Annotated in this window: 28 protein-coding genes and 9 pseudogenes; 20 read left to right on the top strand and 17 right to left on the bottom strand. The window is 50.3% G+C overall.

Annotation, left to right across the window (positions count from 1 at the left end):
• Positions 1-34: 34 nt before the first annotated feature.
• Positions 35-778, top strand: coding sequence for an SDR family oxidoreductase (locus ACWKXN_RS19665; protein ID WP_454544192.1), 744 nt, complete (start codon positions 35-37; stop codon positions 776-778).
• A 123-nt stretch (positions 779-901) separates the two neighbouring features.
• Here the strand turns inward: ACWKXN_RS19665 and ACWKXN_RS19660 are convergent, their stop codons facing one another.
• Genes ACWKXN_RS19660 through ACWKXN_RS19650 form a run of 3 tightly spaced genes read right to left on the bottom strand, consistent with a single transcriptional unit; the run spans position 902 to position 2,788 of the window.
• Complete coding sequence (locus ACWKXN_RS19660; protein WP_454544191.1) at positions 902-1,849, bottom strand: quinone oxidoreductase family protein; 948 nt, start codon at positions 1,847-1,849, stop codon at positions 902-904.
• Between the two features lie 28 nt (positions 1,850-1,877).
• A complete protein-coding gene (locus tag ACWKXN_RS19655) occupies positions 1,878-2,330 on the bottom strand; it encodes a hypothetical protein (RefSeq protein WP_454544190.1) in 453 nt (150 codons plus the stop codon).
• The gene (locus tag ACWKXN_RS19650) at positions 2,327-2,788 is read right to left on the bottom strand and encodes a MarR family winged helix-turn-helix transcriptional regulator (protein WP_454544189.1); all 462 of its coding nucleotides are present in this window, start codon (positions 2,786-2,788) and stop codon (positions 2,327-2,329) included. Before ACWKXN_RS19650 ends, ACWKXN_RS19655 begins: the two co-directional genes overlap by 4 nt.
• Before the next feature lie 470 nt (positions 2,789-3,258).
• Between ACWKXN_RS19650 and ACWKXN_RS19645 the strand changes: the two genes are divergently transcribed.
• A complete protein-coding gene (locus tag ACWKXN_RS19645; protein ID WP_454544188.1) occupies positions 3,259-3,510 on the top strand; it encodes a hypothetical protein in 252 nt (83 codons plus the stop codon).
• Between the two features lie 23 nt (positions 3,511-3,533).
• On the opposite strand, the gene ACWKXN_RS19640 is transcribed toward ACWKXN_RS19645, so the two are convergent.
• Positions 3,534-4,040: a hypothetical protein gene (locus ACWKXN_RS19640; protein ID WP_454544187.1), complete on the bottom strand. Its 507-nt coding sequence runs from the start codon at positions 4,038-4,040 to the stop codon at positions 3,534-3,536.
• Positions 4,041-4,061: 21 nt separating this feature from the next.
• Here ACWKXN_RS19640 and ACWKXN_RS19635 point away from each other — a divergent pair, with 21 nt between their 5' ends.
• From ACWKXN_RS19635 to ACWKXN_RS19620, 4 genes are all read left to right on the top strand, one after another.
• Complete coding sequence (locus ACWKXN_RS19635; RefSeq protein ID WP_454544186.1) at positions 4,062-4,733, top strand: hypothetical protein; 672 nt, start codon at positions 4,062-4,064, stop codon at positions 4,731-4,733.
• A 121-nt stretch (positions 4,734-4,854) separates the two neighbouring features.
• A complete protein-coding gene (locus tag ACWKXN_RS19630) occupies positions 4,855-5,184 on the top strand; it encodes a hypothetical protein (RefSeq protein ID WP_454544185.1) in 330 nt (109 codons plus the stop codon).
• Positions 5,185-5,225: 41 nt separating this feature from the next.
• Entirely contained in the window at positions 5,226-5,516 is a 291-nt protein-coding gene (locus ACWKXN_RS19625) for a hypothetical protein (RefSeq protein WP_454544184.1), read from the top strand.
• 65 nt (positions 5,517-5,581) lie between these two features.
• On the top strand, positions 5,582-6,169 hold the full coding sequence (locus tag ACWKXN_RS19620; RefSeq protein WP_454544183.1) for a DUF6884 domain-containing protein: 588 nt from the start codon (positions 5,582-5,584) through the stop codon (positions 6,167-6,169).
• Between the two features lie 102 nt (positions 6,170-6,271).
• Here the strand turns inward: ACWKXN_RS19620 and ACWKXN_RS19615 are convergent, their stop codons facing one another.
• Positions 6,272-6,565 carry a hypothetical protein gene (locus tag ACWKXN_RS19615; RefSeq protein WP_454533201.1) on the bottom strand — a complete coding sequence of 98 codons (294 nt, stop codon included), beginning with the start codon at positions 6,563-6,565 and terminating at the stop codon, positions 6,272-6,274.
• A 616-nt stretch (positions 6,566-7,181) separates the two neighbouring features.
• On the opposite strand from ACWKXN_RS19615, the gene ACWKXN_RS19610 reads away from it, so the two are divergent.
• The 7 genes from ACWKXN_RS19610 to ACWKXN_RS19580 all read left to right on the top strand — a co-directional run bounded on the left by ACWKXN_RS19610 (position 7,182) and on the right by ACWKXN_RS19580 (position 10,776).
• Entirely contained in the window at positions 7,182-7,484 is a 303-nt protein-coding gene (locus ACWKXN_RS19610; protein ID WP_454544182.1) for a type II toxin-antitoxin system HigB family toxin, read from the top strand.
• A gap of 5 nt (positions 7,485-7,489) precedes the next feature.
• Positions 7,490-7,849, top strand: coding sequence for a helix-turn-helix domain-containing protein (locus tag ACWKXN_RS19605; protein WP_029403836.1), 360 nt, complete (start codon positions 7,490-7,492; stop codon positions 7,847-7,849).
• Between the two features lie 59 nt (positions 7,850-7,908).
• Entirely contained in the window at positions 7,909-8,403 is a 495-nt protein-coding gene (locus ACWKXN_RS19600) for a thermonuclease family protein (protein WP_454544181.1), read from the top strand.
• 237 nt (positions 8,404-8,640) lie between these two features.
• The gene (locus tag ACWKXN_RS19595; protein WP_454544180.1) at positions 8,641-8,913 is read left to right on the top strand and encodes a hypothetical protein; all 273 of its coding nucleotides are present in this window, start codon (positions 8,641-8,643) and stop codon (positions 8,911-8,913) included.
• A gap of 326 nt (positions 8,914-9,239) precedes the next feature.
• Positions 9,240-10,010 carry a TraX family protein gene (locus ACWKXN_RS19590; protein ID WP_454544179.1) on the top strand — a complete coding sequence of 257 codons (771 nt, stop codon included), beginning with the start codon at positions 9,240-9,242 and terminating at the stop codon, positions 10,008-10,010.
• Between the two features lie 14 nt (positions 10,011-10,024).
• The gene (locus tag ACWKXN_RS19585; RefSeq protein ID WP_454544178.1) at positions 10,025-10,354 is read left to right on the top strand and encodes a hypothetical protein; all 330 of its coding nucleotides are present in this window, start codon (positions 10,025-10,027) and stop codon (positions 10,352-10,354) included.
• 92 nt (positions 10,355-10,446) lie between these two features.
• The gene (locus ACWKXN_RS19580; RefSeq protein ID WP_454544177.1) at positions 10,447-10,776 is read left to right on the top strand and encodes a hypothetical protein; all 330 of its coding nucleotides are present in this window, start codon (positions 10,447-10,449) and stop codon (positions 10,774-10,776) included.
• On the opposite strand, the gene ACWKXN_RS19575 is transcribed toward ACWKXN_RS19580, so the two are convergent.
• From ACWKXN_RS19575 to ACWKXN_RS19565, 3 genes and pseudogenes are all read right to left on the bottom strand, one after another.
• Entirely contained in the window at positions 10,751-11,557 is an 807-nt protein-coding gene (locus ACWKXN_RS19575; RefSeq protein WP_454544176.1) for a DUF4225 domain-containing protein, read from the bottom strand. The genes ACWKXN_RS19580 and ACWKXN_RS19575 overlap by 26 nt on opposite strands.
• Before the next feature lie 878 nt (positions 11,558-12,435).
• The gene (repA, locus tag ACWKXN_RS19570; RefSeq protein ID WP_454544175.1) at positions 12,436-13,449 is read right to left on the bottom strand and encodes a plasmid replication initiator RepA; all 1,014 of its coding nucleotides are present in this window, start codon (positions 13,447-13,449) and stop codon (positions 12,436-12,438) included.
• 580 nt (positions 13,450-14,029) lie between these two features.
• A pseudogene (locus ACWKXN_RS19565) lies at positions 14,030-14,433 on the bottom strand (DsbA family protein); the annotation flags it as partial.
• Between the two features lie 177 nt (positions 14,434-14,610).
• Between ACWKXN_RS19565 and ACWKXN_RS19560 the strand changes: the two are divergent.
• Positions 14,611-14,945: pseudogene (locus ACWKXN_RS19560) on the top strand (ATP-binding protein); the annotation flags it as partial.
• Positions 14,946-15,016: 71 nt separating this feature from the next.
• On the opposite strand, the pseudogene ACWKXN_RS19555 reads toward ACWKXN_RS19560, so the two are convergent.
• From ACWKXN_RS19555 to ACWKXN_RS19545, 3 genes and pseudogenes are all read right to left on the bottom strand, one after another.
• Positions 15,017-15,675, bottom strand: a pseudogene (locus ACWKXN_RS19555) (tyrosine-type recombinase/integrase); the annotation flags it as partial.
• Positions 15,676-15,865: 190 nt separating this feature from the next.
• Positions 15,866-16,087 (bottom strand): flagellar transcriptional regulator FlhD, encoded by a 222-nt coding sequence (locus ACWKXN_RS19550; protein ID WP_454544174.1) that lies wholly within the window; start codon positions 16,085-16,087, stop codon positions 15,866-15,868.
• A gap of 152 nt (positions 16,088-16,239) precedes the next feature.
• Positions 16,240-16,473: a hypothetical protein gene (locus ACWKXN_RS19545; RefSeq protein WP_454544173.1), complete on the bottom strand. Its 234-nt coding sequence runs from the start codon at positions 16,471-16,473 to the stop codon at positions 16,240-16,242.
• Between the two features lie 453 nt (positions 16,474-16,926).
• Here ACWKXN_RS19545 and ACWKXN_RS19540 point away from each other — a divergent pair, with 453 nt between their 5' ends.
• The 4 genes from ACWKXN_RS19540 to ACWKXN_RS19525 all read left to right on the top strand — a co-directional run bounded on the left by ACWKXN_RS19540 (position 16,927) and on the right by ACWKXN_RS19525 (position 19,756).
• Positions 16,927-17,220, top strand: coding sequence for a recombinase family protein (locus ACWKXN_RS19540; RefSeq protein WP_454544248.1), 294 nt, complete (start codon positions 16,927-16,929; stop codon positions 17,218-17,220).
• A 429-nt stretch (positions 17,221-17,649) separates the two neighbouring features.
• Entirely contained in the window at positions 17,650-18,744 is a 1,095-nt protein-coding gene (locus ACWKXN_RS19535; protein WP_454544172.1) for a hypothetical protein, read from the top strand.
• Positions 18,711-19,511, top strand: a complete 801-nt coding sequence (locus ACWKXN_RS19530; protein WP_454544247.1) for a glycoside hydrolase — start codon at positions 18,711-18,713, stop codon at positions 19,509-19,511. Before ACWKXN_RS19535 ends, ACWKXN_RS19530 begins: the two co-directional genes overlap by 34 nt.
• Positions 19,512-19,513: 2 nt before the next feature.
• Entirely contained in the window at positions 19,514-19,756 is a 243-nt protein-coding gene (locus ACWKXN_RS19525; protein ID WP_454544171.1) for a glycoside hydrolase, read from the top strand.
• Positions 19,757-19,907: 151 nt separating this feature from the next.
• On the opposite strand, the pseudogene ACWKXN_RS19520 reads toward ACWKXN_RS19525, so the two are convergent.
• From ACWKXN_RS19520 to ACWKXN_RS19505, 4 genes and pseudogenes are all read right to left on the bottom strand, one after another.
• Positions 19,908-20,048 (bottom strand): annotated as a pseudogene (locus tag ACWKXN_RS19520) (ATP-binding protein); the annotation flags it as partial.
• Positions 20,049-20,292, bottom strand: a pseudogene (locus ACWKXN_RS19515) (IS481 family transposase); the annotation flags it as partial.
• 179 nt (positions 20,293-20,471) lie between these two features.
• Positions 20,472-20,863: pseudogene (locus ACWKXN_RS19510) on the bottom strand (recombinase family protein); the annotation flags it as partial.
• Positions 20,864-20,963: 100 nt separating this feature from the next.
• On the bottom strand, positions 20,964-21,224 hold the full coding sequence (locus ACWKXN_RS19505) for a polymyxin B resistance protein pmrD (protein ID WP_454544170.1): 261 nt from the start codon (positions 21,222-21,224) through the stop codon (positions 20,964-20,966).
• 383 nt (positions 21,225-21,607) lie between these two features.
• On the opposite strand from ACWKXN_RS19505, the pseudogene ACWKXN_RS19500 reads away from it, so the two are divergent.
• Positions 21,608-22,072: pseudogene (locus ACWKXN_RS19500) on the top strand (helix-turn-helix domain-containing protein); the annotation flags it as partial.
• A pseudogene (locus ACWKXN_RS19495) lies at positions 22,073-22,593 on the top strand (Tn3 family transposase); the annotation flags it as partial.
• Between the two features lie 81 nt (positions 22,594-22,674).
• On the opposite strand, the gene ACWKXN_RS19490 reads toward ACWKXN_RS19495, so the two are convergent.
• Both ACWKXN_RS19490 and ACWKXN_RS19485 read right to left on the bottom strand, forming a co-directional pair.
• Positions 22,675-23,514 carry an EAL domain-containing protein gene (locus ACWKXN_RS19490; protein WP_454544246.1) on the bottom strand — a complete coding sequence of 280 codons (840 nt, stop codon included), beginning with the start codon at positions 23,512-23,514 and terminating at the stop codon, positions 22,675-22,677.
• A gap of 15 nt (positions 23,515-23,529) precedes the next feature.
• A pseudogene (locus ACWKXN_RS19485) lies at positions 23,530-24,189 on the bottom strand (CSS-motif domain-containing protein); the annotation flags it as partial.
• Positions 24,190-24,317 lie beyond the last annotated feature (128 nt).

Genomic DNA, 24,317 nt, shown 5'->3' with positions numbered 1-24,317 from the left:
CCGCCGTCTGTACCTGTACATAAAGGAGTAAAGAATGAACCACCTGCAAAATAAAACGGCCATCATTACCGGTGCATCATCGGGTATCGGCGCTGCTACTGCCCTGGAACTGGCACGTCACGGCGTGAACATCGTTGCTGCCGCATTAGATCAGGACGGCCTCGACGTGGTAGTAGAGAAGATTCAGTCTGAAGGCGGAAAGGCTGCAAGCCTGGTCACAGACGTGACAAGCATGGAAGATACCCGCGCGCTGGCTCATTACGCCGCAGACACCTTCGGATCCGTTGATATTCTTATTAACAACGCAGGCCTGATGCTGTTCTCAAGCTGGAGCGACGTGGTATGGGAAGACTGGAATAAAATGGTAGACGTCAATATCAAAGGCTACCTCAACGCCATTGCGGCGGTGCTTCCCGGCATGCTGGAACAAAAGGACGGGCAAATCCTCAACATGGCGTCCGTGGCGGGACATCAGGTAGACGCCGGAGCTGGCGTCTACAGCGCCACAAAATTCTTTGTCCATGCCATGACGGAATCGATGCGTAAGGATTTGGGCGTTAACAAAGGAATTCGCGTCAACACAATCAGTCCCGGCGTTATCAATACTGGCTGGGCAGATAAGGTGAGTGATCCGGAAGGACGCAAAGTGGCCCAGGAGCTAACAAAAATCGCCATCAGTCCTCAGGATGTGGCCAGCGCGGTAGTTTACTCCCTTAACCAGCCAAAAAACGTGACGGTGAATGATTTGATTATTTCTCCGACCCGACAGAACTGGTAATTATCGTTAGGGCAGCATGATGGCTGCCCTGTGAACTTTGTTCCTGATAGGCATTTTCATACATTACTGAATGTTTCAGAATCGTATGTTGTACTGAAGTCAGTTGCCTTACACTCTGAAGCATCAGGGAATAAAAACAATTCTTTCCTCATCTGTTTCGTCATCCCATCGCTGTGCGACTCCGGAAAGGGCACAGGTTTTAACAGGTGTAGCAAATCCGGCTTCAGGCAATGCTGCCAGCAACTCACCAGCGCCGGCTATTAGCCCCTGAACAGGCAGGCTGCCGATACCGGCACCCAGCATTTCAAGGCCAGAGCTGCGGAATGAATCGGCATGCAGAGTAACTTTCTCTCCCGCTATGGATCCAATCTGAACAAAACGTAGCCGGGGTTCTCCCAGTTTTGAGCCGCGGTTTGCTGTAGCCTGTGTAATTATCCGCTTTGCCGGCTCCCCCCAGAGGTAATCCAGAACAACGTCAACCTGACTGGAGAAAACCTTGCGAAGCGCTTCATCAGCGGAGTCATCAAGCACAATTTTCTCTACGTTAGCTGGCAACTGCTCGAGTTTTCTTCTGTTGCGTCCGGTAGCAATAATTCGGCTTGCACCAAGCCATGCAGCTATCTGAACAGCCATCTTCCCCGCTGAACCAGTGGCACCGTTAATGAGAACCGCTTCACCGCGTCTGAATTTTGCTTTGAGAGTCAGAGCAACCCAGGAGGAAAGTCCTGCTGTGACCACTGCTGCCACCTGTGCGTCATCCACGCCCTCAGGTACCGGTACTGCCGAATCCGCTGAGACCAGAACCTTTCCGGCCATAGAGCCAAACGGAGGCTTAGGAAACAGGAAATAGACTCGCCGGCCGTCAGGAGCGATACCCACGCCATCGATGCCTGGTACAAAATTAGCTTCACCGCTGCCAGAGTAATGCTTCCCGGCAGCCAGATATTTAACTATGGGGCTCAGTGGGGCAGCCAGAACTCGCACCACGATTTCGCCTTCACCCGCAACGGGATCCGGGAACTCATCATATGATGGCGGTGCATCAAAACGTGAAACGACAGCAGCACGCATAGGTCCTCCTTTAAGGTCACTTCTTTGATCATGAATGCTCTTGGCGGGCACGATGCTGACGGCTTAGCTTAAAGCCATCCCGGATGTTCAACCCAATCAGTATCAGATTCAGGAAACCTGCAATAAGCTCAATCGCCTGGATACTGTAGAAAAGACCGTCAAACAGACCAGCCTGAGCGCGAACAGACAGGAACAAGGCTGAAGGTACCAGGATAAACAGACCGTTGAGACCAATAAACGGCATCCGGCGCCGTTTCAGGTTAAGAAGCGGATGATTAACCCTGCCCCCCATCGAAAACCCGGTGCCGGCCGTCAGCAACATAAGCGGCACAAAGCCCATCAGAGCATAAGCTATGAACTGCTTCACTTCTGCAACTGTAGAGGCTGACAAGAAAAGTTCGGCGACTAAAGTTGAGGTCCAGAACGTTGCCAGAAAAAGCGCTGACAACAGCGAGGCGGCAGCATGGATCCGGCGTTTCACTGGGGATGCCCCGACAACGACTTTTCGTGAATATCGACCAGTGCCTTTAGCACATGCAGTGTCGCTTCCAGTTCGGCCGGGCTGAATTGATCTGCCATTTCTGCTGCCTGATGCTGCCAGCGCTCGTTAATACGGTTATAGGTCGACTTACCCTGCGCCGTCAGGCTATACAGGGGGGATCTCTTGTGCAGGGGATTGACGTGTGTCTCCATCAGACCTGACTCAGTCAGCAAATTAAGCTGTTTCTGGGCACCCTGCCGGGTAACCCCCATAGTAAGAGCAATCTGGGGGGCTGTTAACGGGGTTTGAGCCAGAGCTACGGCACCCAGCATTCGCCAGCGTGTACTGGACAGTTCTTCATGCCGTACAAATCTGTCTCCCCATTCTGTCAGAGCACCGTTAAGCCGGAAAACGCTGAGAACGACCTGAGTCAGCTGATCTGTTTTTATATGAGTCATAGCCCCTCCTGATATGGAATCAGGTTGTCATCATGGTAACAGCTTGTCAAGTCAAGCTTCCTGTCATTAGAGCTAATGGGTTTGCGCTTAAAATTTTTTTGAATTGTTAAGGTTGAAAGAAGAGGTATCTTTTTTTATTTGGACGATGAAATGCCATTTTCAGCAAGCCTTGCCTCCGTAGTTCGTTCGTCGTTGGCCTTCATACCGTCCCCATCCCCAAAAAAATGCAGAACAGTTCGCCCTATCTTTCAGAGTGTCGGCAAAGATCCGACTTCGGGAGTTTTCGGATCTGACTGGCGGAAAAACAGCAAAGGATATGATAATAAAGCAATACATATAAAATCATACCAAATGTGATATTTATCATTAATCACATAATCATACCTGATATGATGTTTATACATTTAGTAATAAATCATACTTAGTATGATTTTACACCTAACCGGACATTATCAGACGGAGCGTGCAGGATGGATCAGGAAGTGACGTTTTCACTCAGCTATGAGCAGCTTTTGCAGGAAACGGAAGCGCAGATAAAAAAACGGAATCTCAGCAGGACCGGTGAGTTTTATGTCCATGAGAAAATTATGGCCAACGACATACTGATGTTCTGGCACAGTCTCGCCCTGCGTGGTTATCAGGGCATTCCTGATACGGAGCGCATCGATGCTGACTGGCAGCGTCTGAATGCCTACATTGAGAACGAGGGCGAAGTATCGTGACAACGGCTAACGCCCGTCGCCCGTCACCGCTTCAGCGTCGGGTGCTGATTGTGCTGGCCGCCCTGGAGGAGAAACGTCCCGGGCCGGTGGCAACTAAGGATATAGAGCGGGTGCTGGCGCAGGGCGGGGACGCCCCGGTGTACGGACCGAACCTCCGCGCCTCCTGTCAGCGGATGGAAGCCGCGGGCTGGCTGCGCCGCCTTCGCGCCCCGACCCTGCGGCTGGCCGTTGAACTGACGGGTGCCGGCCGTGCGCTGGCCGCCCCGCTTCTGGCTGACGAACAGGCGCGCGTCCTGGCGGAGCATCGCGCGACGGCGGTCCGGGTTCTGCCCCTGGTCCCGTGCAGCCCGGCAGATGAGGCTGACGACCGGCCGGTGGCGCTGGATGATCGCTGGCACCTGGCGTGCCGGGGCGACTACGTCATCCGTCTTGACGGCACCACCTGCCTGCAGCTGTGGAGCGCGGCCGGGCAGGTGACGCGCCAGGAAGGCGATCCCCTGCAGGTCGCCACCTGGCTGCAGGCCTGCCACAATGCGGGGATTGCGGTCCGGGTGCAGATCAATGAGAGTGCCGTACCGGAGGAGGGTACACCGGACGGTACCGCGCCGGCGGACCTGACCGGCACCTGGTACCGCCAGCTGGACACCGCGCTGCAGGCTCTGGGGATCACCGGGCTGACTGAGGATATTCGCCTGGCCGTGGTCAGGCCTGAAGCGTCCCTGCGGGCGCTGCCGGCACCGGCGCGCCTGCTGCACGTTCTGCGCGACAGTCCGGAGGCGTTCCCGCTCGCGGCTGCCGGCTGTGAAGATGACACGGAGGCCGCGCTGACCGACCTGCTGGCCCGCGCGGGGTTCACGGGCGACCAGGCGCAGGAGCTGCAGTGGCACCGCATCCGCTGGCCGCAGATGAGTCAGGAAGACGCTGACCGGCGCGAACTGAACAGCCTGCTGGATGAACTGGAGCAGCGCCAGCTGTACTGCAACCGCGAGCAGCTGACGGAGATTGTGTTTTCGCCGGTCCGCAAACCCGGCGAGCGCTGGACGGAACGTCTGCAGTGGCTCCTGATGACGGACGGATTCGGGTTCTGCAGTCCGCTGTCCCGTGAAGCGGGCACCCGGGCGCTGGCGATCCTGGCCAGCTACACGGGGCAGGAGGTGGCGGAGCTTCTGGCCAGGGTGATTGTGTGGAACGACGCCGGAGCGGGAGAGAGAACATCACAGTGAGCCTGATATCCGGGTTCAGGAGATGAAAGGAATAACGCGGTCTCCGTCGATAACCCGCCGGGGAATATCTTAACGATATAGCGCTGAGGATTAACAGTCCGCAAGCTCAGGGATCCAGAATATGACAAAAGAACATTTCTTCCGGGGTCATTACAGCAAACTGGGGTATGACCTTTTCCCGGTTCATCCGGACAACTCATACTATGAAACAGAAGCCCGACAATATGTTTCCGAGCTACTCCATAATCAGGCAGGGAATATCAGTTCTGCCAGGGAGTTTCTGGTGTTGCTGGAGACATTTGTACCGGAAAGCGTGCAAAACAGCATTGATAATCCGTCGTGGTCAACAGAGAAGCAAATTGAGCGACTGAATATCGCTAAATCTCTCATTGAGAGTCGGGTACGTGAGCGATTTCATTCAGAACTAACTGAGCAACCCCTTGATTCGTGAGGACAGTCTGCTGCCTGCGTCAGGGCAGGGCGCCTGGCGTCATGCCTCTGCTGGTCTCCACGAAGATCCTGCCTCAGTTCCGCGCCGGAACAGTGGCAGGTGCGTCTTTATTCCCTCGCCCGCATGAAGAACAGAAAATGCCTGAAAATACATCAGGTTACATATCAATTATTGCCATGATAATTGCATTAACCGCTGTGCTGGCCAGTATTCATACATGGAGAAGAGCGAAGAGATACAAAATGATATTTAATAAGCTGAAGCATGGGGATGAACTGGATGATAAGGAAATTTTGCTCCTTCAAAAGCTTCGTATACCGGCTCGAAAATAATGCCTGTCTGTTATAAAACGCGACCTGACGTCCATCTCATCGTCACCTGCACGCGCCGCAAAACTATGGCTGCAGGTGATGCGGTCTTTCCGGATGAACGTGACGAGGAGAGAGCTTACGGGCTCTGGATGGAAAGACTGGCGCAGGCCCGTCGCGGATCGCGCCCCATGACCGCCGGCGAGCTGTATACAGGCCAGCACTGGAGCAGGGCAGCTGCAGTTGCGGCGCGTAGTGGTGCTGAGATGTGGATTTTATCCGCTGGCCTGGGGCTACTTCATGTCTCTGATCCCGTGGTCCCGTATGAAGCGACGTTCTCCACGATGCCGTTCTGCCATCGCACTCACTGGGAACGGCTGACAACGCGTCCACCTTCGGAACGACGGTGTACCTCCCTGAAGATGCTGATGCAGGCAAGACCTGACGATCGGTTTGTGGTCGCGGCCTCCCCGCTTTATCTGCGTGCCGTTGAGTCAGACCTGCTCGCCGGCAGGAAAGCCCTCTGCAATCCGGAACAACTGGCAGTGGTCACGTCAAAAGGCTATCAGGGAAGCCTGAAGGACAATGTCAGGTATTCGAGTGCAGACATGATGAAGGCCCTCAATACCAATATGACAGGCCTCAATATCAGTTATGCCCTGCAGCTCATTGGCTGAGTGGATCTGCACACCAGAAAAGCAGTTCAGGGAAGTTTCTTCAAAAACCCCTTTCGCGGCTCTGCCTGTTACTGGGTTTTACGCCGAAACTCCAGATACCCGTCATGGGTGATCTGTATAAAACGGAATTATTTCCCCGCGTTTGCCAACAATTTGTCCATGTTCGTTGAGTTTTACATCATCAACCAAACCGCGCCTGATGTAGTCAAGCGATCGGGCGTGCCCGTATCTGGCCATTGTTAAAGTGCAATATTCGCGCCCGCGATACGCCAGCGCTCTATTGATTTTAACCAGGGCAGCCTGCGCTTCCTTTCCCTGCGCCGCTCCTCGGTTACATTCACCCTCATAAACTTTTACCGCTTCTGCAATTTCCCTCTCTGATACGTGATCAGCCATTTTAAACTCCGTTTCGGTTGGATAATGACTATATCGAAGGCGAGAAAATAACGCTTTTTCCGTTATTTTCCCAGGCTATTAGTGCTTCAAATCCTCTCCATAGCCCCTGGGCCGCAGCCAGGTTGAAGCCCCATCGGAGATTTTGGATTTTTTGCTTAATGCCGGTAAGCAAAGCCGCTCTCACGGCTCTGCCTGTAACTGAAGAGTTCTACGGCGCGTTAATCGCCAGACGGTACATTTCGTGCATCGCAGCCGGACACCTGAGCGCCAGCTTTTGCTGGTCAAAAGCTTTCTTTCCCAGCAGTACATACCAGAATTCATAGAGCATTCTGGATGTCCGAGTACCATGCCGGCGGTAGTTCGCTCTGGCCTGTTCTGTAGTGGTAACGAGTTCGTTCAGCGTCATATGATAGTACCTCTTGTGGCCCAGGAGCATCCTGAGTCTTGCATACCCGATGCTTGTGTCACGACGCCAGTCAGGCAACAAAAAATATGAATTTTCTCAGTACCGGCATACACCCACCCTGACACTCTGGCATGTCTCTTGAGATAAATTAAAGTCCCGTAATGGGACAAAAAACTTGAGATAGTCCTAAAACGGGACTATCATCATGACATGAAGATAATAGCTATCAAGACACTGAGGGATTTCTGGACAGCGAATCCCGATGCAGAGCAGCCGCTAAAAGCCTGGGTAGATGAAGCCAGTAAAGCTGAATGGAAAACCCCGGCAGAAATCAAAGAACAATACCCCAGTGCCAGTATCCTTAAAAACAGGCGTGTGGTTTTTAATATTAAGGGAAATGACTACCGGTTAATTGTTGCGATTGCATACCAGCGAGGATGGATGTTTATCAAATTCATTGGTACGCATAAAGAACATGACAAAATAGATGCTGAAACTGTCAGCCTGGAGTAAACCCTATGCAGATTAAACCTATTAAAACTGAACAGGACTATGAAGCAGCGTTACGCGCCGTGGAGCCTATGTTTGATAATGAACCTCCTGCCGATACCCCGGAGGGAGACTTTTTTGAAATCATGTGCGTGTTGATTAATGAATACGAAAACAAACACTTTCCTATCGAAGCCCCAGACCCGATTGAAGCTATTAAGTTCAGGATGGAACAGCAGGGGCTGACTGTAAAAGATCTTGAGCCGGCAATTGGAAAATCTAACCGGGTCTATGAAGTGCTTAACCGCAAACGTAATCTAACGCTGCCCATGATCCGGAAATTACATTCAATGTTTGGCATTCCTTTAAAAAGCCTCGTTGGAGGATAAGCCGAGTTGAAATTTACATGCTTAATAACCGCAATGTATACTACCTGGGATAACAAATAATGAAACGGAAGTTCTGCTCACTGGTCCTGTTCGTTGTGGCGTTTTCGGCCAGTGCAGATATCAGCGGCCGGATTGTGCGCGTGCTGGACGGGGATACCGTTGAGATACTTGATCCAGGAAACCGACTGACGCGCGTTCGCCTGGCTGGCATCGATGCGCCGGAAAAGAGCCAGCCCTTTGGCCAGCGTTCGCGTCAGGAACTCTCATCGATGGTGGCTCAGCGGCCCGTAACCGTCACGGGAAGTGAAACGGATCGCTATGGACGTCTGCTGGGTACCATATGGCTTGGTATGACGGATGTAAATGCCGAACAGGTACGCAAAGGCCTGGCCTGGGCATACCGGTACCACGAAAACCCCGTCCGGCCAGACTACGCTGTTCTGGAGGCCGAAGCCCGCCGTCAGTCAGTCGGACTCTGGTCAGAACCGGGTCAGACAGAGCCGTGGCGCTGGCGTAGTCTGCATCAGGATGAGCAAAAAACGAATAAAAATTAAGGTGGATTATTGTATGACTTTCAAATTAACCGAAAGCAAACTGGAAATTCTTATCGATACGTTAAATGCCATTATATGCGGTGAAGTAAATATTACGCGTGAGCAGCGCGAAAATATGGTCAGGACGGTTGCAACCCTGGGTGGGTTAACAGAACGACAGCGCCTCATCACAGCTGAAAAAGAAGCCAGAAAGCAGGTAAAAGAAGAAAAGGAAAAAAACCACGCCTTCCGGATGAAGTGTTTCCGCGTTCCGGAAAACCGTGGACACCGGAGGACCTGGACCTTATCCATTCGATTATTTCGGATATTCCGGATGACAGAATCGATGATCATATACTCTGGCTGTCGAAGAAACTGCAGCGCACCCCTTATGCCATCACCCTGAAAATCGTCAGTGAAGGCCGTATGAACGAGGAATGGGCTAAAGGGTGGAAGCCAGCCGCAAAATCTATTCGTGAAGATTTCGCTCTGGTCAGGGAAAAGGCATCAGCAAGCAATGTAAATAATTAATAAACTATCGTCAGCCATTTAGATCCAGAATGATAATTTTAAAATATTATTAGGAATTTTCCTACCGCACTAAATGTAATATTCATACAGCCGATAATAAGAGTGTAAGAAAGGGGGCAGTGTGAACGATTTTCATATTTTAAGTATTTGTATTCAGAATAAGGATGCGGCGGGCGCAATGCGTGTGCTGCGTGATAAATCAGAATTTGCGGCACGCAAGATTCTGGAGAAACTTAAGGTCAGGGTCACAGCGCAAACAGGCAGGGCATTCTGGCATTATGTTCAGGGCTGGCTGTTAACCGCGTGTCGCCAGGGGAATATACAGCATGAATCATTCAGTACCCGACGTACTTCCCAGTATCCGGAATGCCAGCCAGCTCAGTCCCGCTGCTCTGGATATGGTCAAGCTTCTCGCACTTCTGGCCATGATTATCGACCACACCAATACGGTGTTTCTGTCGCCAGCCTGGCCGGTGATGTATGCGCTTGGCCGGATGGCCTTCCCCCTGTTCACGCTTATATGGGCGATGAACGTACAGCGCACCCCGGAACGACTTCAGAAGAGAGCCAATCGTCTGTGGATCTGGGCAGTCATCACGCAGCCGGTGTTCAGCCTGGCCTTCTCGCATCACCAGCCCTGGTGGGCCCTGAACATTCTGTTCGTGTTCGCCGGCGTCACACAGCTGCTTGCCCTGCAGTACCGGTACGGCCGGAAAGGAATGCTTGCCGGGTATCTTCTCCTGGCCCTCATGATTTGGCCACTGCAGCCAGCAAGCTACGGGCTGGCAGGAATAACGCTGGCCATCAGTATGGCAACCGTTTCTGGCAACGAAACACCCGGAGTGCAGCGGCTGGCGGCCATTACTGCCGTGCTGTCACTGATTTGTTTAAACGGGTTATCGCATCTCCTGGATCTACCCGCAGAAACATTATTACTGGCCACGCTGCCTACTCTGGCATTCCCCCTGGCAGTGGTTTCCTTCTGCAGGAGAATCTGTCCGGATGGCCGCAGGCGTTTCATGCCGCGTAATTTCTTTTATTATGCTTACGCCGGCCACCTAGGGATTATTTGTCTGGTACAGACAACTTTTGGCTGACTTAGGATGACGTGATGGCTATCAGTGAGAAAGATCTGCTTGAGGCAGGTTTCAGTAACCGTGATGTGGATACTTTACTGGGGCGGCTTTCAGCAACCGATGGCACTATGCAGGGCCTTATTGCAGCACTTTCACGACGCTTCCGGGTATCGGTATGGATCACGGTCGCGCTCGTTCTGATTATGCTGGTCATCCTCATCGCCGGCAGCCGGACACATATTCTGTCTGGCGGCATGAGTTCCCTCGTTGTCCTGGCCATTGCCTGGTTGACCTTTCCACCGGCTCTTGGCTGGAAAGCATTCCGCCTGCAGAAGAATGCCCGGGGCAGGTTTCAGCAAAAGTGATAGCCCGTAACCACCTGACAGGTTATCGGTCGGGCTTAACTGGTTATTAGCGCAGGGCATGTTAAACTTCCCGCAGGGAAAAGGAGAGAAGCATGAACAATGAAAGTGATCTGATGAACCACGGCTTCAGTGAAGAGGACATTGTCCGACTCCGGGCCAGTTCAGCTAAAACGGGTACGGAGATGGATACCCTGCTGAACGATCTGGCAAACCGTTTTAAGGCCCTGATATGGGTGCTGTCAGTCATGTTACTGATTTTTGTGGTCACACTTTTGGCTGGCTCGAGGATGCATACCATTTCCTTCGGCGTGGCTATTCTTGTTCTTGGCACTCTGTTTACGATTACCATGCCTTTGAAGCTGGCCTATAAATCATGGCATTACCGCCGGGAAAATCTCATTTCCCAGCGTCATCAGAAGTGATCAGATCGAAAACAACCTTAGCCTTTACCCCCCATCCCACAATTTTCATTGTCAGTTTACCCCGGGACATGGTGTCGATTTTCCGGTAAAAATCGGTGCTGATATAGTTAAAAAGACGCCATGTCCCAGGTCTGGCCATTAATCCATAGACACTGTAGATATTGCCTGCGAGCGCGATCCCGTTGTATATCCCTAACCCTGTTGATCGTTCAAATCCCATGAATTTAGCGATGTTCATGGCACCATCACCAAACATACCCTGCGTGTCAGGTTCATTCAGGAACTGACGACCAACTTCACGGGTTATCGTGTTAGCCGAGTCGACAATCAGAATAGCCCCGGCAAGAACGCCTACGGGGGTCATTGAGGAAGTCAGCACGAAGCCAAATGCGCCCTGCATACCTGCCAGCACCACTTTAATTCCTGAGATGACATAACCGACCATCCGGTCTTCATCCCTGACGTATTTGATCTGGGCATATAGTTTCGCAAAACCGGTCTGGAGCTGACGGCTCTGCTCAAGCAGACTGCTGTTTTCGGCCTGCAGGTTACGCAGGCAGGTCATGCACTCTTCGTCAGACTTTGCCCGCCGGGCACGCTCAAATTCGCCATTAATGACAGATTTAATTTCATCGATGAATTTGAGACGCGTCAATCCATCCCCCAGATGTCGGGCGCCAACAATGTTAGCGGTATTGACGAGTTTGCGGGCCTCCAGATTAATCATGGTTTCTGCCCAGTGTCGTGCCTGGCTTTTGTTTCCCGGAAGAATTATATCCATTTTACTCATCCTGATTGAAAATCACCCGTTTAAGCTTATCGTGCTCCCGGATTTAGGCAACCCTGCTTTAAAGGGTAAATGTATGCCGCGAAGCGGCATGGAGACGCCAGCCTGAGCTGAACTGGGTGATTCTGGTGAGGGGCGTCGTAACCGGCATCAGCCGTTACGGATTGATAGGTTCTGCCAATCCCATCCCTTTCCCTGCAAAGCCATACCCGCTTGAAGCTTTCCCATTACTAATGTGCGCGGTCGGAGTGAGTCCGTCAAGGCCTCTGGCCGTTGACGGGCTGTATCTCCGCGTTAGCGCCGTCAGGCGCTTACGAGCGTGTATGAAGGGATTACCGCGACTTATCTGCAGCTACTCTTAATATTAGTTACAACATCCCTCTTAAAGCGAGGGTGTTCCGGCCCTACGGGCCGGGGCGGCGTCGGTTTAGCAGGGGTCAGGTAAGTATGCAGTGTTGGGTTCTGGCCAGAACGGGGCCCGGCGCCCGCGACGGGAGGTACTTTTGATTTTCTTCTGAGCGCGCGGCCGTGAGGCCGCTGCATGCGAAGGCATTTTACGTTATCCACAGAGTAGCCGAAGACAAAGATCTACTCTGGAATGTAATGGACAGAGAGATAAAAACGGTGAAGTAAGACTGTTTTGCGGAATGTCTTTTATTCATTTCCGGGTTACTTCGCTTATTCATTTGCGGATTTCTGTGTAAAAAAAAGAGACAGTGGCCATTGCGGACCATAACGACCGGCCGAACGTCATGGTGACCGGAAGGAGAAAGGAGTAAAGGATGAAAAATGAGCAGAATGGCCTAAAAAAACCAGCACGAAAAGCCCCGGTTAGGGGCCTGTAAACAGAAAGACTGTTGTTTCGTCTGTGACTAGTCAGGTGGAGAAAGCGCCAGATCCAGCTGGTAAAGTTGCTGGATGGCCAGAGCCTTCAGGCGCTCAGATGTGCACCAGTACGCTTCGTCAGGCGGCAGGGTGCGGTAAATCCATTCAGACATTGCATGGAGTCGTTCATCTGCCGGCAGCTTAATCAGATTGTTGGCACGTTTACGCTCCGCGCCATTTTTGCGGCGGTAAACGAGTGCCTCCCGGCGCTTACGGCCGGACCAGCATTTCCGCGCGGAATGGGGCTGAACATCATCATGTTCGCTCATCACCCCTTCCCGGATCAGCTGCTCACGCTCGGCGCTCTGACGGAGCTTCTTCTCCTGCTCTTTAAACAGCTTGTCCATATCGACGCCCAGCATCTGGAATCCCACGGGGGTGATATAGACATATGTTGGCAGCCAGGTGCGGGATTCACGATCCCAGGCGCGTTCTTCTGCGAGGCCCAGAACGCCAAACCGTACCTGTTCCTCAATAAGCCGCGAAAGGCGTGACACCGTCACTTCTGTTTCCGGAATGACATTGCCTTTTGCGTCCTTTGCACTGAGTTCTTTTGCAAGACGGGAGATACACATGCCGACGGTATGCTTGCCGGCATCACAGAAGCTGATGAGCACTGGCCAGAGGGCATCGAGCAGGCGCTGACGTTCCGGACGGAAGCCATATTTACGTCGCGCCTTACGGCGGCCGGCGACATAGAGAGGGTGACGAGAAACATGCATGCGCAGGCTGACCTGCCCGGTTTCCTTGTCTTTTTTCACCAGGCGATTGTAGGCATGACCGAGTTGTCCGGAGAGCTTTTTATAATGCTCCGGGCGATACCAGGCCGGGTTCTCACATTTGGCTTTTGTGGAATGCTCACCGCGTTTGCGGCGAGTCAGTTTTTTGACCGGTGCAATGAGGAAATTACCCTGAGTGCCGGCATCAACATCCTGCCAGAAACGGGTTAGCTCATCTTTCGGTAGATCTGACCAGTGAACAGAAATCTGATTGTCATTCACGGCGGCCTGTTCTTATGGCGGCCGGGTGTTGTTTTCTATGGTGCATGCGTTATAATCCTTCACAGGCAACGCGCCTGCTTTTGGACCCCCTGATATCTGACTCTTCCGCCAAGTTGATGACAGATTTCGGGGGGGTTGTGCATTCAGGCTCCGGGAAATCCCGTCACCTGCTCCTGAACGTTTTACTGGACACGTCCTGTCCCTGTTTGTTTCCGGAAGTCCGCATTTCTTCCGTAAAACCATCTTCTGCCACCCGTCTGCCTCACCACAAAGCAGTCAAACCGTCAGTTTGAGTTAGGTCACAAAAGTAATCTGAATCAACAATCTGTCCCACCACAAGACGATCGCTGACGATCCGAATACTACCTTCTCGTCAGTAATTTTTCCAGATGTTAGACCAGATAACCGTCCATAGTTTGCATGCTAATTGCCCTTAAGGGACTATAACCGGCAGCGCTCGCCGCAGTATCAGGCCGGCAGGCCTGATCGAGGAAGCGCAGGAGAAAGGAACTGGAAGATGGCATTTACGCGCGGAACATAAAAAACAGTCTCTGGCGGGAGACGTTCTTCGGACTGAGGATCATTTCACCCTGTTGGCTTTCCGGATTGCAGCCTGGAGTTTTTCAGCGGTAACGGCTTCCGGAAAGACCGTGATGGTGTCAGGAGTGGCTCCGCTAACGGGCATGACGATGATCCCCGGCGTTCCGGTGAGTCCCAGCGCCTCTGCCAGGTTACTGTTTTTCTCAAGGGTCGCGGTATGGTCGCCAGGAGCTGGAGTGGCCAGCCCCGCCTTTGACGCTGCCCCGTGAATATCCTCCGCCGTCAGTTTGCCTTCATTATGACCGGTGGCGTAGATGGCATTGTGATAGGTGACATAGGCCTGCGGCCCTTTTTTTTGCCAGACCGTCAGCCCTGCTGTGCAGCCTGAAGTGAAGCTTCCCTGCGACCACCAAAAATTGGCCACTCCTTAAAAATTTGCTTCATGATGGCCACATCCATCGGGCTTCGCTCCTGCATCAGCTTAAACGGCGCGCCCACGTCGACCGCTTCAAACTGGTCGATATCCCCCATCGAGACTGCACGTTCGCCGCCGGTGTCATTATCCCGTCCGCCCGGCGCGGTCACGTAAGCATGTGACAGATAGAGCGGCTGGTCTTTTGGCAGCGTCAGGGGCGTTACGAAACGAGACTCAATCGCGGTGTCATGACCCAAAAACTGCTCATCATCGACGAAATAGGCTATCTGCCGTTCAGTCAGGAGGAAGCCAAGCTGTTCTTCTTGGTCATCGCCAAACGTTACGAAAAGAGCGCGATGATCCTGACCTCTAACCTGCCGTTCGGGCAGTGGGACCAGACCTTCGCCGGGATACAGCCCTAACAACGGCGATGCTGGGCCGGATCTTACATCACTCACACGTAGTCCAAATAAAAGGAGAGAGCTATCGACTGAAGCAGAAACGAAAGGCCGTGGTTATAGCGGAAGCTGCTCCTGAGTAAACAAGTTGGATCACTTTTTACCCGTTGTTGACAGCCCATTGTATGTTCATCCAGAACTTCTTTTATTCTATTTTATGCCCTATTAAACTCTGCAGCACCTTAAGCGGTATACCGGCATAAAGCATATGCATCGCGTAACTATGCCGGAACGTGTGAGGGGTTATTGGCACGGAGAAGGTCACTCCGTGGACCACTGCGGCCTCCATGGCTTCGCTGAGCCAGGTACGCACGGTTCGATCGGTAATATTCCAGGTACGAGCCTTTTTCATTCTGCCTTTCTTCTTGTTTTTCGTTCCTGGGGGATCTTCAGCGTGGCCACCATCATCTCCAGCTGGCTGACATAATGCGGAGCAGAGAGTGATACCAGACGGTGAACCTGACTGCCGGCAGGGGCACTGCCTGCTGTTCTGGCGGCTTTTTCTGTCCGCTGTTTGAGCGTGGCTAGCTTCATGAACGGGTAGGGCGGATGCAGCAAAAAATCCGTCAGGCCCAATGCCACGGCTTCGTTGACACGTGCGACGGAATTCCATAGGGTGGCGACCAGTTTCTTGTGGTACAGATCGGGAATATAGTGGAGCAAGGCGCTCACCTCCGGCGCCAGCAGGTATTTTGGCAGTTCATCATACGCAAGGGCCAGCTGGCGAAGTGCCAGCGCGGCTGGGTAGTCGATGGCCACCGGCAGCTGCGTGGCCGAAAAGGAAACGCCCCGGTCTGGTACTGCCGGCATCATTGTTTGTTCTCCTTAGTAGGCAGGTATTGTTCCTCGTTATTATGAGTATTCAGAATCTCGGGCAGATCATTTTCAAGGGTTGTCTGACGGCTTCGTTTCAGCTTGCTGTATATCCAGCAGGTAATAAAAAAACAATGCAGGCTGGATAACACAGCCTGCATTCTCGTCGCGTACCGTGAGATACTGATTTTCAGGGCAGCAATATATCCTGCCTGATTGTTATAATCAGCTGGTTAGTTTCAGCCAGTGACGCAAGTTTTGGCAACGGCAGATCTCTTATGGTCGCCAGCAGTTCACAGTTAACGCCGGTAAGCACTGAAACCTCCTGAGTGCAGGAAATACGCTGAAGGAGAAGAAGATATGACAGATTAAGATAATGAATATCTGTAAGGCAAGCAGAAACTGAATACATTCATACAACCTTTAAAAATGGTCGCATGGTTCCTTCCATATGCAACGCAGACTATGCTACATGGTAAAACACTTAATTTTCTATTATAATAAAAAACTCATGAATAATATACCGGCACCCTGAAAAATTACATATTTTCACAAAAATTTACACTAAGTCGGGTAGTGTAATTGTCTGACGAGCTTCTTCAACTCTGTATCAGTAATCATCCTTTCTGAAGCAGTGATGATTGTGGAAACATTTTTATCTTCCTTTTCAAGGAAGTGCATATTCACGTCCAGCACCTGTACATTTCCCTTACCATCCTGATACAGAAACACACTTTCATACTTCGGCATCGTAAAAATAAAAGGGCTTTCATTTTTGTAAACGACTATCACTTGCATTACGCTCACCATTAATCTTTTTTTTACTGTGTAACCCTACAATAATAAGAAGATAAATCAAACTTTCCACATGGTTCAATATCTAATTCATTGTGGCCACTAAAATCTAACCAATTTGGGTAGTGACCGGGTAGCTGCGATAACAACCAACTTTTCTCCTTCCTCCATCACGCACAAACGTTCGTTTATGCAATCTAGCCTTCGCAAGCGTAACTATGCGGGCTTGCGCGTTCCAAAAATGTATTGCCATATAAAAAATGGCAACAAGAAATCGCAATTATGCTCATCGGTTATGTCCGTGTTTCGACACAGGAACAGGATACTCAAGCTCAGATATCAGCATAAAAGACAGCAGGGTGTGAACTGATATTTAAAGAAAAAGCATCGGGCAGGCGATGGGCTCGCCACGAGTTACAACGGCTTTTGCAGCAGTAACGTGAAGCTGCTCAGGTTATTGTATTGAAACTGGACCGTCTTTCCCTGTCTCTGAAGGGTTTATTGCTAATCCTGGAGAAGATAGAAAACACCGGAGCTGATATCTATAGCATTATCGAAAATATTGACACATCTACTCCAGCTGGGAGGATGATGCAGATAGTTGGTTCCTTTGCTGAATTTGAACGCAGCATGCTTCGTGGAAGTACAAATAGTGGGCTTGCAGCGGCATGCCTGGACGGTGGGTTGATGGGCGGCGCCCAAAATTTACACCCCAACAACAAAAAAGTGATTGTCTCGTTCGTTACATAGAGGCAGAAAATAGGTGCTGATGCTGACCGTCTGTTCCGGGTTGGCCCTTCTACCGTGGTACGGCTCCTTGCCAGACATTCGGATTAATGAAATCAGGAAGATATAAGTGGGCTATTGCAGCAGAATAGTATTTCTAGATTCGGTCATACAAAGAACAACGAAAGGTCATATCTTTCTGTTAAATAAAAGTATCTCTATATTGGTTGCACTGTCTTTAACATATGTGAACTAACTAACAGAAGCTGTGTCATTCCTGAGTCAGAATTTCAGGAGTGTTTGATTTTTCCACAGTTCATTAATGAATGAACTTTATTTCCTTGCTTTTACTTATGGGTTCCCATGTAAATAGCATTACTTAAAAGATTTTTTTTTATAGTAATCATGCTCTCCACCTCGCCAGCAAGTGCCATACTGTTGCAACAGGGTGAAGTGAAATTCAATATTGACCCAGCCACACTGCAAATCAGCGCAAGCTCGGTTGTGGTGAATAATCCTCAGCGGACGCAGCAAGTCAGTGAACTCTACCATTCCTCCACCCAAGCAAACTGGCAATGGCCGGAACGCAGCATACAGATTACGGCAAAAGCCAACGGCAGTGACCTTCGCCTTACCATCAGCAGTGAACGCCCCCAGCTCCTCAACTGGTTCAGTATGCCATCCCATTTTAACAAGCTGCAGCTGCCAATAGGTGAAGGTAGCAGGATACCACTTGATAATGCCCAGTGGTTATCCTGTCTGACCAGCGAACTTTCCAGCATGGATACCAATTTTGATTTGAAACTGCCCTTATGGGGACTGGAGCAGAAAGGCAACACCTACAGCTGGTTGTTACTGTCCCCCTTCAGCAACCAGATTTCTTTTACGAAGACAGGTAAGAAACTCATGATGCAGGGTTCACATGAGTTCAACCGATTTAATCAGCATCAACCTCTTGACGTTTTGTTGCATGCAGGAACAACACCTCTGTCGGGTGCAATCCGCTACCGTGAGTATTTGCAAGAAACAGGCCAGTTCATTTCACTTCGAGATAAAATTGCAACAGCCCAGGAAGGAAAAAAGCTGATTGGCGCAACGCATATCTATTTGTGGGGCAACACACTATTGGCTCAGGAAGATGTAAAAGACTGGCCGGGACTTATCAGTTTGTTGCAGTCTGCTGTGGGAGCGAGTATCTGGCGGAATGTTGCCCCCGAAGCCAGAAAAACGATGCTACAATTGCAGGAGAGGGAACCTGAAGGCTGGCAAAAGCAGTTCCTGACGGAAGCGATTAATAGCGCACTGATGGCACTTGCACCTCTGGATTCTTCCCCTGACAGTCCGTCATTTCTGGCGGCACAGCAACAGCAAGCAATCAAGGTACATCAGTTGACTCAGCAGTTGCTGGGGAATTTTCTTACGCCACAGGAACAATGGGGACCGGGTCTGTCTGAAACGGTGATCAAATCATTACGCCACGCTGGTTTATCGCATCTTTGGCTGGGGACTGATAACTGGACCACAGCTTTCCTGCACCCCAGGCGGTAAAGCTGGCAAAAGAGACCGGCTATCTGATTGCCAGCTATGACTCCTATGATACCGGCATCCCTCGTGGACTTAATGACAGCTGGCTCACCGCTCAGTTACCCGTCGAGTTAACGGAAAAATGTGCGATTGTACGTTCCGACGGAACTAAAAAACCAGGGTTCGGAGGGCTGGGGTACTATCTTAATCCTGGTTGTGTTCTGCCTTTTTCTCAGGCCAGGATGAGTGAGTTGATGCGGCTGGCTGGTATAAACAGCCTTTTCCTTGATGTTGACGGAACAGGTATGGTCAGTGACGATTATCAGCCAGAACATCCAACAAGCTCCATACAGATGGCCGAATACCGTAACGCGCGTATGGCATGGTTCAGTAATACCCTTAGATTCCCGCTGGGCTCTGAAGACGGGAACGCAGTTACGGCGAGCCACATCATGTTTGCACACGGTATGGAGACCTGGGGATTTGGCTGGGGGGACAGGGATATGCGGCATAACAAAAAGTCGCCATATTATCTTGGAGCCTGGTGGCCCAGCTCGGAACCGGCCACATTTTTCACCCCGGCGAAGGTAAAACCACTTTATCGTTATGTCGTATTCGATCCTCGCTATCGCCTGCCACTGTACCAGGCCGTTTTTCATGATTCAGTAATAGCCACACATCACTGGACGTTTGATAATCTCAAATTCAGCGATGTCAAAACAACACGCGCGCTGCTTAGCCAGTTGTATAATACCCCCCCCCACTTTTCAATCTCAGTCGGAGCACCTTGAATGTGAGGTTACCAGAAATTGTCAAAGCAGATGCCAGTTTTCGCGATTTACATCAGGCATTGTGGGATAAAGCACTGACGGGGTTTCGCTGGCTGGATCGGGCTGGCTGGGTGCAGCAAACGACATTCAGTGATGGCTCTGTGCTCACTGCAAATTTTAGCGATCGTGCATTAAACGGTATCGCTGCAAAAACACTGAAAGCCCGTCTGGCAGATGGTCGTACTCAGGATTTCAAGCAAGAGTAATGGCTTGCTACAAGCCATTCGACCATATGAATTAAGGCTGAATTATAATCATCCTGGCGTTATGGAAACACTGATAATGGGAAGTCTATTAGACGTCAACTAGTTTTGCCGACTGGCGCCAACTATGCTGGCCGCATCCTTTAGTGCGGCGTTAAGCCGCGCTGGTTACTCCCTTTGCCGTCTTTTTCCTGTAACTTTCTCCCTTCAGTTCGAACATATATCCGTGATGGATCAATCGGTCTGCAGCGGCTACCGCCATCGTCTCATCCACGAAGATGCCGCCCCACGTGCTGTTTAGCGTCTCAGCCAGAATACTGTCGATAAACGCCCGGTTTTTGACATCCTGGCCAGCGGTATGACCAGACCGTCGGCAATTGCCAGTTTTACCGTAATAATGGTGGGAAGTGGTATTCAAATTTTCGGGCATCAAATGGCTGATGTGGTAACTCATAAATGCGCTGCTGAGTGTCATCACTGACCACGTGGAGATCGCTGCCGGGCAGCGCGCTGATGGGGATGTTCAGCTGTCTGGTCATGATCGCGGCGGTGAGCTGTGCGTGGTCTCATGACCAGACGAAGAGCGCGATAAACCGTCGTGGCTGAAATGCCATATAACTGAGCGGCTGCAGTAATCTGGGGGGCACGTTCAGAGCTTTTTGGCGGCAGGCGATCGAGCCGTTGCCGCAGTTGCAACAGGGAATCAGCCGGGATAGCACTACGCCAGCTGCTCATAATTTTCCAGCGCCCGGTACACTGACGCTCTCCCGGTCCCGAGCTGACGGGCGATGGCCGTAGCCCCCCATTTTCTCCGTGGTGTACAGGCGCGAGACCTCTGCAGGGTCTATTGATGGCTTTCTTCCGCGGTACACGCCCCGCGCTTTCGCCGCGGCAATCTCTTCCATCTGGCGTTCACGTCGCAAACAGCGAAAACACCCAGCATATCAAGGAAGGCTTTACCTGCGACCGAACGCGTGTCTACAGGCTGTTCCGTTGCCCTGAGCGTTACACCCTGCTGATTCAGGGCATACACGATATCCTGCAGATCCTTAATGCTGCGGGTCAGGCGATCAACACGGTCACCATCAACGTATCACCGGGGAGCAGGAACTACCGGGATGAGACAAAAAACAATGCAAATGAGACAGAAAAACTGTCTCAGAGGATTCTTTTTTTGGGGTTTACCTGTGTGAGACTGCCTGGATGACAGTTACATCTGATACCTGGATGATTTTTTCAGAGCGTTCCACAGTGCGGCCGAAAATGCAGATGCACTGATGACCTTCAGACACTGTTTCTCATTTTTGTTTATCTGATACATGGCATTCATCACGGGGTAAAGAATGTCGCTAGGTTGAATGAGGTATTTGGAAGTGACCTCTGCCATCATCTTCAATGCACTGGCACGAAGAATGAGCCTGTAGTGCCCAGTCGATATCAGATAAATAACATCAATCACCAGCCATTCCATAGTGTCACCGCCAACATCCCCAATAGTCAGGGGAAATATTAGCATAAAGTGCCCAACGGCTAAGGGGCGTATGCCGAAGGTGTGCGTCAGGAAGGTTAAAAAAACATCAATCTGGATAAAGTTTACTCACTATTTTTTGATTTGCAGTTATTGTGAGCCCGGTGGAATGGATTGCGAGCCGGGTGAATTTTTCATTTGCAGTTAATGTGAGCCGAAATTTGCGCTGATTGTGAGTCGGAGGGATTTCGATTGCGAGCCGCTACACCTATGCCCTAGATTTGCGCTGATTGTGAGTCGGAGGGATTTCGATTGCGAGCCGCTACACCTATGCCCTAGACTGAGACCCGACCTATGCAACGCTTTGTTTTTTCCGTGCCTGCCATGCAGGTACTGAGTCCTTTTCAGCTCTGTGTCGCCTCTTTGGGATCAGCCGCAAAACCGGCTATAAATGGCTTGAACGATTCGACCCTTCTGACCTTTCTTTTCTCGCCGATCGCTCACGGGCGCCCCGTTCTCATTCCCGGACTGTCCCGGATGTTATCGCCAGTCATCTGATCGCCCTGCGACATAAGCATCCTGACTGGGGCCCTAAAAAACTGAGGATGTGGTGCCTTAATCACGGTGTTGATTTTGCCGTACCGGCCGCCAGCACTATCGGCGATATCCTCAAGCGTGAAGGCCTGGTTCCGGATAAAAAGCGCAGGCGCAGAACGCCGGGCAACCGCCAGCCGCTGACCACCATCAGTGAAAACAACCAGGTCTGGAGCGCGGATTTTAAAGGTAAGTTCAGGATGCTGAGCCGGGAATACTGCCATCCCTTCACGCTGACGGATAATAACAGCAGGTAATTATGTAATGCCATTGGTCAGGTTGCCCGAGCGATTTTTGCTGTTCGTAATCCTGCCGTCTGGTGTGAAGCGACAACATTCTGCGCTTCTGACGCCAAAAAGTTTGGCTCCTGCGAGCAAAATCTGATGGCAGAATGGCATATCCAGTACGGCGGACGCAGTATCATGATTTACTGGCATGTGGAAAAGAAATCCACCTGCATTTACTCCCAGCTTAAGCGTTGTTCCTTTTCTGAAGTCGAAGCAATGATCGAGGGTATTCTGCGCCACTGTACGGATATTGATATTGAGAAACAGTACGTTGACAGCCACAGCCACAGTCAGAGTGAAGTTGCCTTTGCCTTCTCTTATCTGCTGGGGGTTTGACCTGCTACCACGTCTTAAGGCCGTTGCCATTCAGAAACTTTATCGTACCGGTGATGATAAGCCCGGCGACTATCCAAATCTGGACACGCGCCATTAATTGGGAACTCATCATTCAGCAGTACAATGCTATGATTAAATATGCAAAGGCCTTTAAGACAACTCAGCGAGTTTTATACTCCCTGATCCTTTTACAGCCAGGAATTGGTCCGGACTGTAAAGATTCAGCTCAGTTGAGTTTATTTTGTACTTTGTCGGATGGTAAGTTCAGCCGCTTCTTCCAGTGAGAGTTCTCTGGAGTAATACCATCCCTGAGCACTGCTCTGAGGCCAGAACTCCTTCAGATAGTTTACCTGCATCTGTGTTTCCACACCTTCGAATACAATTTTTTCTGAAATGCTTCGAAACATCTCCTTCAGGCCCGGAAGAAGATCATAACTCAAAGACTCGGTGCCAATAGCATCAGTCAGTGATTTATCTATCTTGATTTCATCAACATCGAGTGCTGCAATCAAATTCAGATTGGAATATCCTGCCCCAAAATCATCTATAGCAAATCTGATACCATATTTTTTATAGTTATTCATGTGAATTTTCATATCTTCAAAGTCCCCCTCATGACGCTCAGTTATTTCAAGAAGGATTGTTCCGGATGGTATGTTGTATTCAGAAATTAATGCGGTTAGTGTTTTCCTGATTTTTTTAGAATCAAGATCGTTCGCATTAATATTCACGCTCAGATATATTTCGTTCTGTATAGCGATATAGATGAACTCCCGAATTGCATGGTTTATAACGTATAAAGTCACTTCTTCCTGCAAGCCTTCTTTTTCAGAAAGCGGGATAAACACATCAGGGCCAATATTTCCGAGTCTTTCATCCTTCCATCTTAGCAGGACCTCAAATCCGCAGATACTTCCGTCATTAATTTTGTAAATAGGTTGATATACTAAGGTTAGTCCTTCACTTCTCAACACTTTTGCAAATCTTACAGAAAGGGGATCATTGAGCTCTGCTCGAGTCATAATGATAATATAAATCATTAAACCTGATATCAACGATGCGGATGCCACAAGCATTAGTATACTCCAGTGCTCTGAAAGCATCCCTGTGAAGTATCCTCCCCCTCTTACACAGAGATCATAATGGAGACTGCACTCTCTGAACAGTCTAAACTTTAGCGGAAAGGCATCATGCTGATCAAAAAACACAGCATCATGCCCAATTTTAAAATAGTATCTGTCATTCTTACCATTACCGATGACTGCGCTGAAAGTTTTTGTATGCGGATCAGTTTCAAATCGCTTTAAGACAAATGGTGAAACAATAACCATTACTTTTTCAGAAATATAGACATCGGCTGATATGCCGTCTTGAAATTTAACACCGAAGATCCATAATCCCTCACGGGAATATATTTTTTTTTCATAACGATCCATAGTTAATGGTACACTCAGGCCTACCCACTGCGCACTGCAGGTTAACCTAGTTTTCGTGATGTAGCCTACATTTTTAATCAGCGAGTAGGGCCAGACTACTATCCGAAGGTGCAGGAGATTATCAAAGGAGCAGGGACAGTTACTCCTCTCCGAAATTTCCTTTGCTGCAGACCTTACAGACTCGGTCTGAACAAGGAGAGATTCTGCACGAACAAGAACATCAGAAGTATAGACTTTTATGTTATCCTGGAAAATCAAGTAAGTAACTCCATCAGAGGATAGGAAAAAGAACAACCCGGTTAAAAATAATAACATACTGAGAACTAACAGGTTATTTTTCCATTTTCTCTGTCTAATCCATCTTTCTATCTTTCGGCTAACCATCCAGCCCCCTGAAACCATTATCATGGAAATCAGTATATCTTTTCCCGCCTGCTTCGCTT

This window comes from Enterobacter sp. UPMP2060 (assembly GCF_053709655.1).
Note: the sequence above shows the minus strand (reverse complement) of the source record. Positions and strands in the feature narration are given on the sequence as shown.

What these genes read in the sequence shown, in the direction of transcription:
- ACWKXN_RS19620 (WP_454544183.1), top strand. Translation starts at nt 5,582, where the DNA reads ATGGCTGCAGGTGATGCGGTCTTTCCGGATGAACGTGACGAGGAGAGA.
- ACWKXN_RS19610 (WP_454544182.1), top strand. Translation starts at nt 7,182, where the DNA reads ATGAAGATAATAGCTATCAAGACACTGAGGGATTTCTGGACAGCGAAT.
- ACWKXN_RS19650 (WP_454544189.1), bottom strand. Translation starts at nt 2,788, where the DNA reads ATGACTCATATAAAAACAGATCAGCTGACTCAGGTCGTTCTCAGCGTT.
- ACWKXN_RS19590 (WP_454544179.1), top strand. Translation starts at nt 9,240, where the DNA reads ATGAATCATTCAGTACCCGACGTACTTCCCAGTATCCGGAATGCCAGC.
- ACWKXN_RS19665 (WP_454544192.1), top strand. Translation starts at nt 35, where the DNA reads ATGAACCACCTGCAAAATAAAACGGCCATCATTACCGGTGCATCATCG.
- ACWKXN_RS19545 (WP_454544173.1), bottom strand. Translation starts at nt 16,473, where the DNA reads ATGCAAGTGATAGTCGTTTACAAAAATGAAAGCCCTTTTATTTTTACG.
- ACWKXN_RS19575 (WP_454544176.1), bottom strand. Translation starts at nt 11,557, where the DNA reads ATGGATATAATTCTTCCGGGAAACAAAAGCCAGGCACGACACTGGGCA.
- ACWKXN_RS19580 (WP_454544177.1), top strand. Translation starts at nt 10,447, where the DNA reads ATGAACAATGAAAGTGATCTGATGAACCACGGCTTCAGTGAAGAGGAC.
- ACWKXN_RS19600 (WP_454544181.1), top strand. Translation starts at nt 7,909, where the DNA reads ATGAAACGGAAGTTCTGCTCACTGGTCCTGTTCGTTGTGGCGTTTTCG.
- ACWKXN_RS19630 (WP_454544185.1), top strand. Translation starts at nt 4,855, where the DNA reads ATGACAAAAGAACATTTCTTCCGGGGTCATTACAGCAAACTGGGGTAT.
- ACWKXN_RS19625 (WP_454544184.1), top strand. Translation starts at nt 5,226, where the DNA reads ATGCCTCTGCTGGTCTCCACGAAGATCCTGCCTCAGTTCCGCGCCGGA.
- ACWKXN_RS19645 (WP_454544188.1), top strand. Translation starts at nt 3,259, where the DNA reads ATGGATCAGGAAGTGACGTTTTCACTCAGCTATGAGCAGCTTTTGCAG.
- ACWKXN_RS19490 (WP_454544246.1), bottom strand. Translation starts at nt 23,514, where the DNA reads ATGCTTGTGGCATCCGCATCGTTGATATCAGGTTTAATGATTTATATT.
- ACWKXN_RS19550 (WP_454544174.1), bottom strand. Translation starts at nt 16,087, where the DNA reads ATGTATTCAGTTTCTGCTTGCCTTACAGATATTCATTATCTTAATCTG.
- ACWKXN_RS19615 (WP_454533201.1), bottom strand. Translation starts at nt 6,565, where the DNA reads ATGGCTGATCACGTATCAGAGAGGGAAATTGCAGAAGCGGTAAAAGTT.
- ACWKXN_RS19660 (WP_454544191.1), bottom strand. Translation starts at nt 1,849, where the DNA reads ATGCGTGCTGCTGTCGTTTCACGTTTTGATGCACCGCCATCATATGAT.
- ACWKXN_RS19605 (WP_029403836.1), top strand. Translation starts at nt 7,490, where the DNA reads ATGCAGATTAAACCTATTAAAACTGAACAGGACTATGAAGCAGCGTTA.
- ACWKXN_RS19505 (WP_454544170.1), bottom strand. Translation starts at nt 21,224, where the DNA reads ATGGAATGGCTGGTGATTGATGTTATTTATCTGATATCGACTGGGCAC.
- ACWKXN_RS19585 (WP_454544178.1), top strand. Translation starts at nt 10,025, where the DNA reads ATGGCTATCAGTGAGAAAGATCTGCTTGAGGCAGGTTTCAGTAACCGT.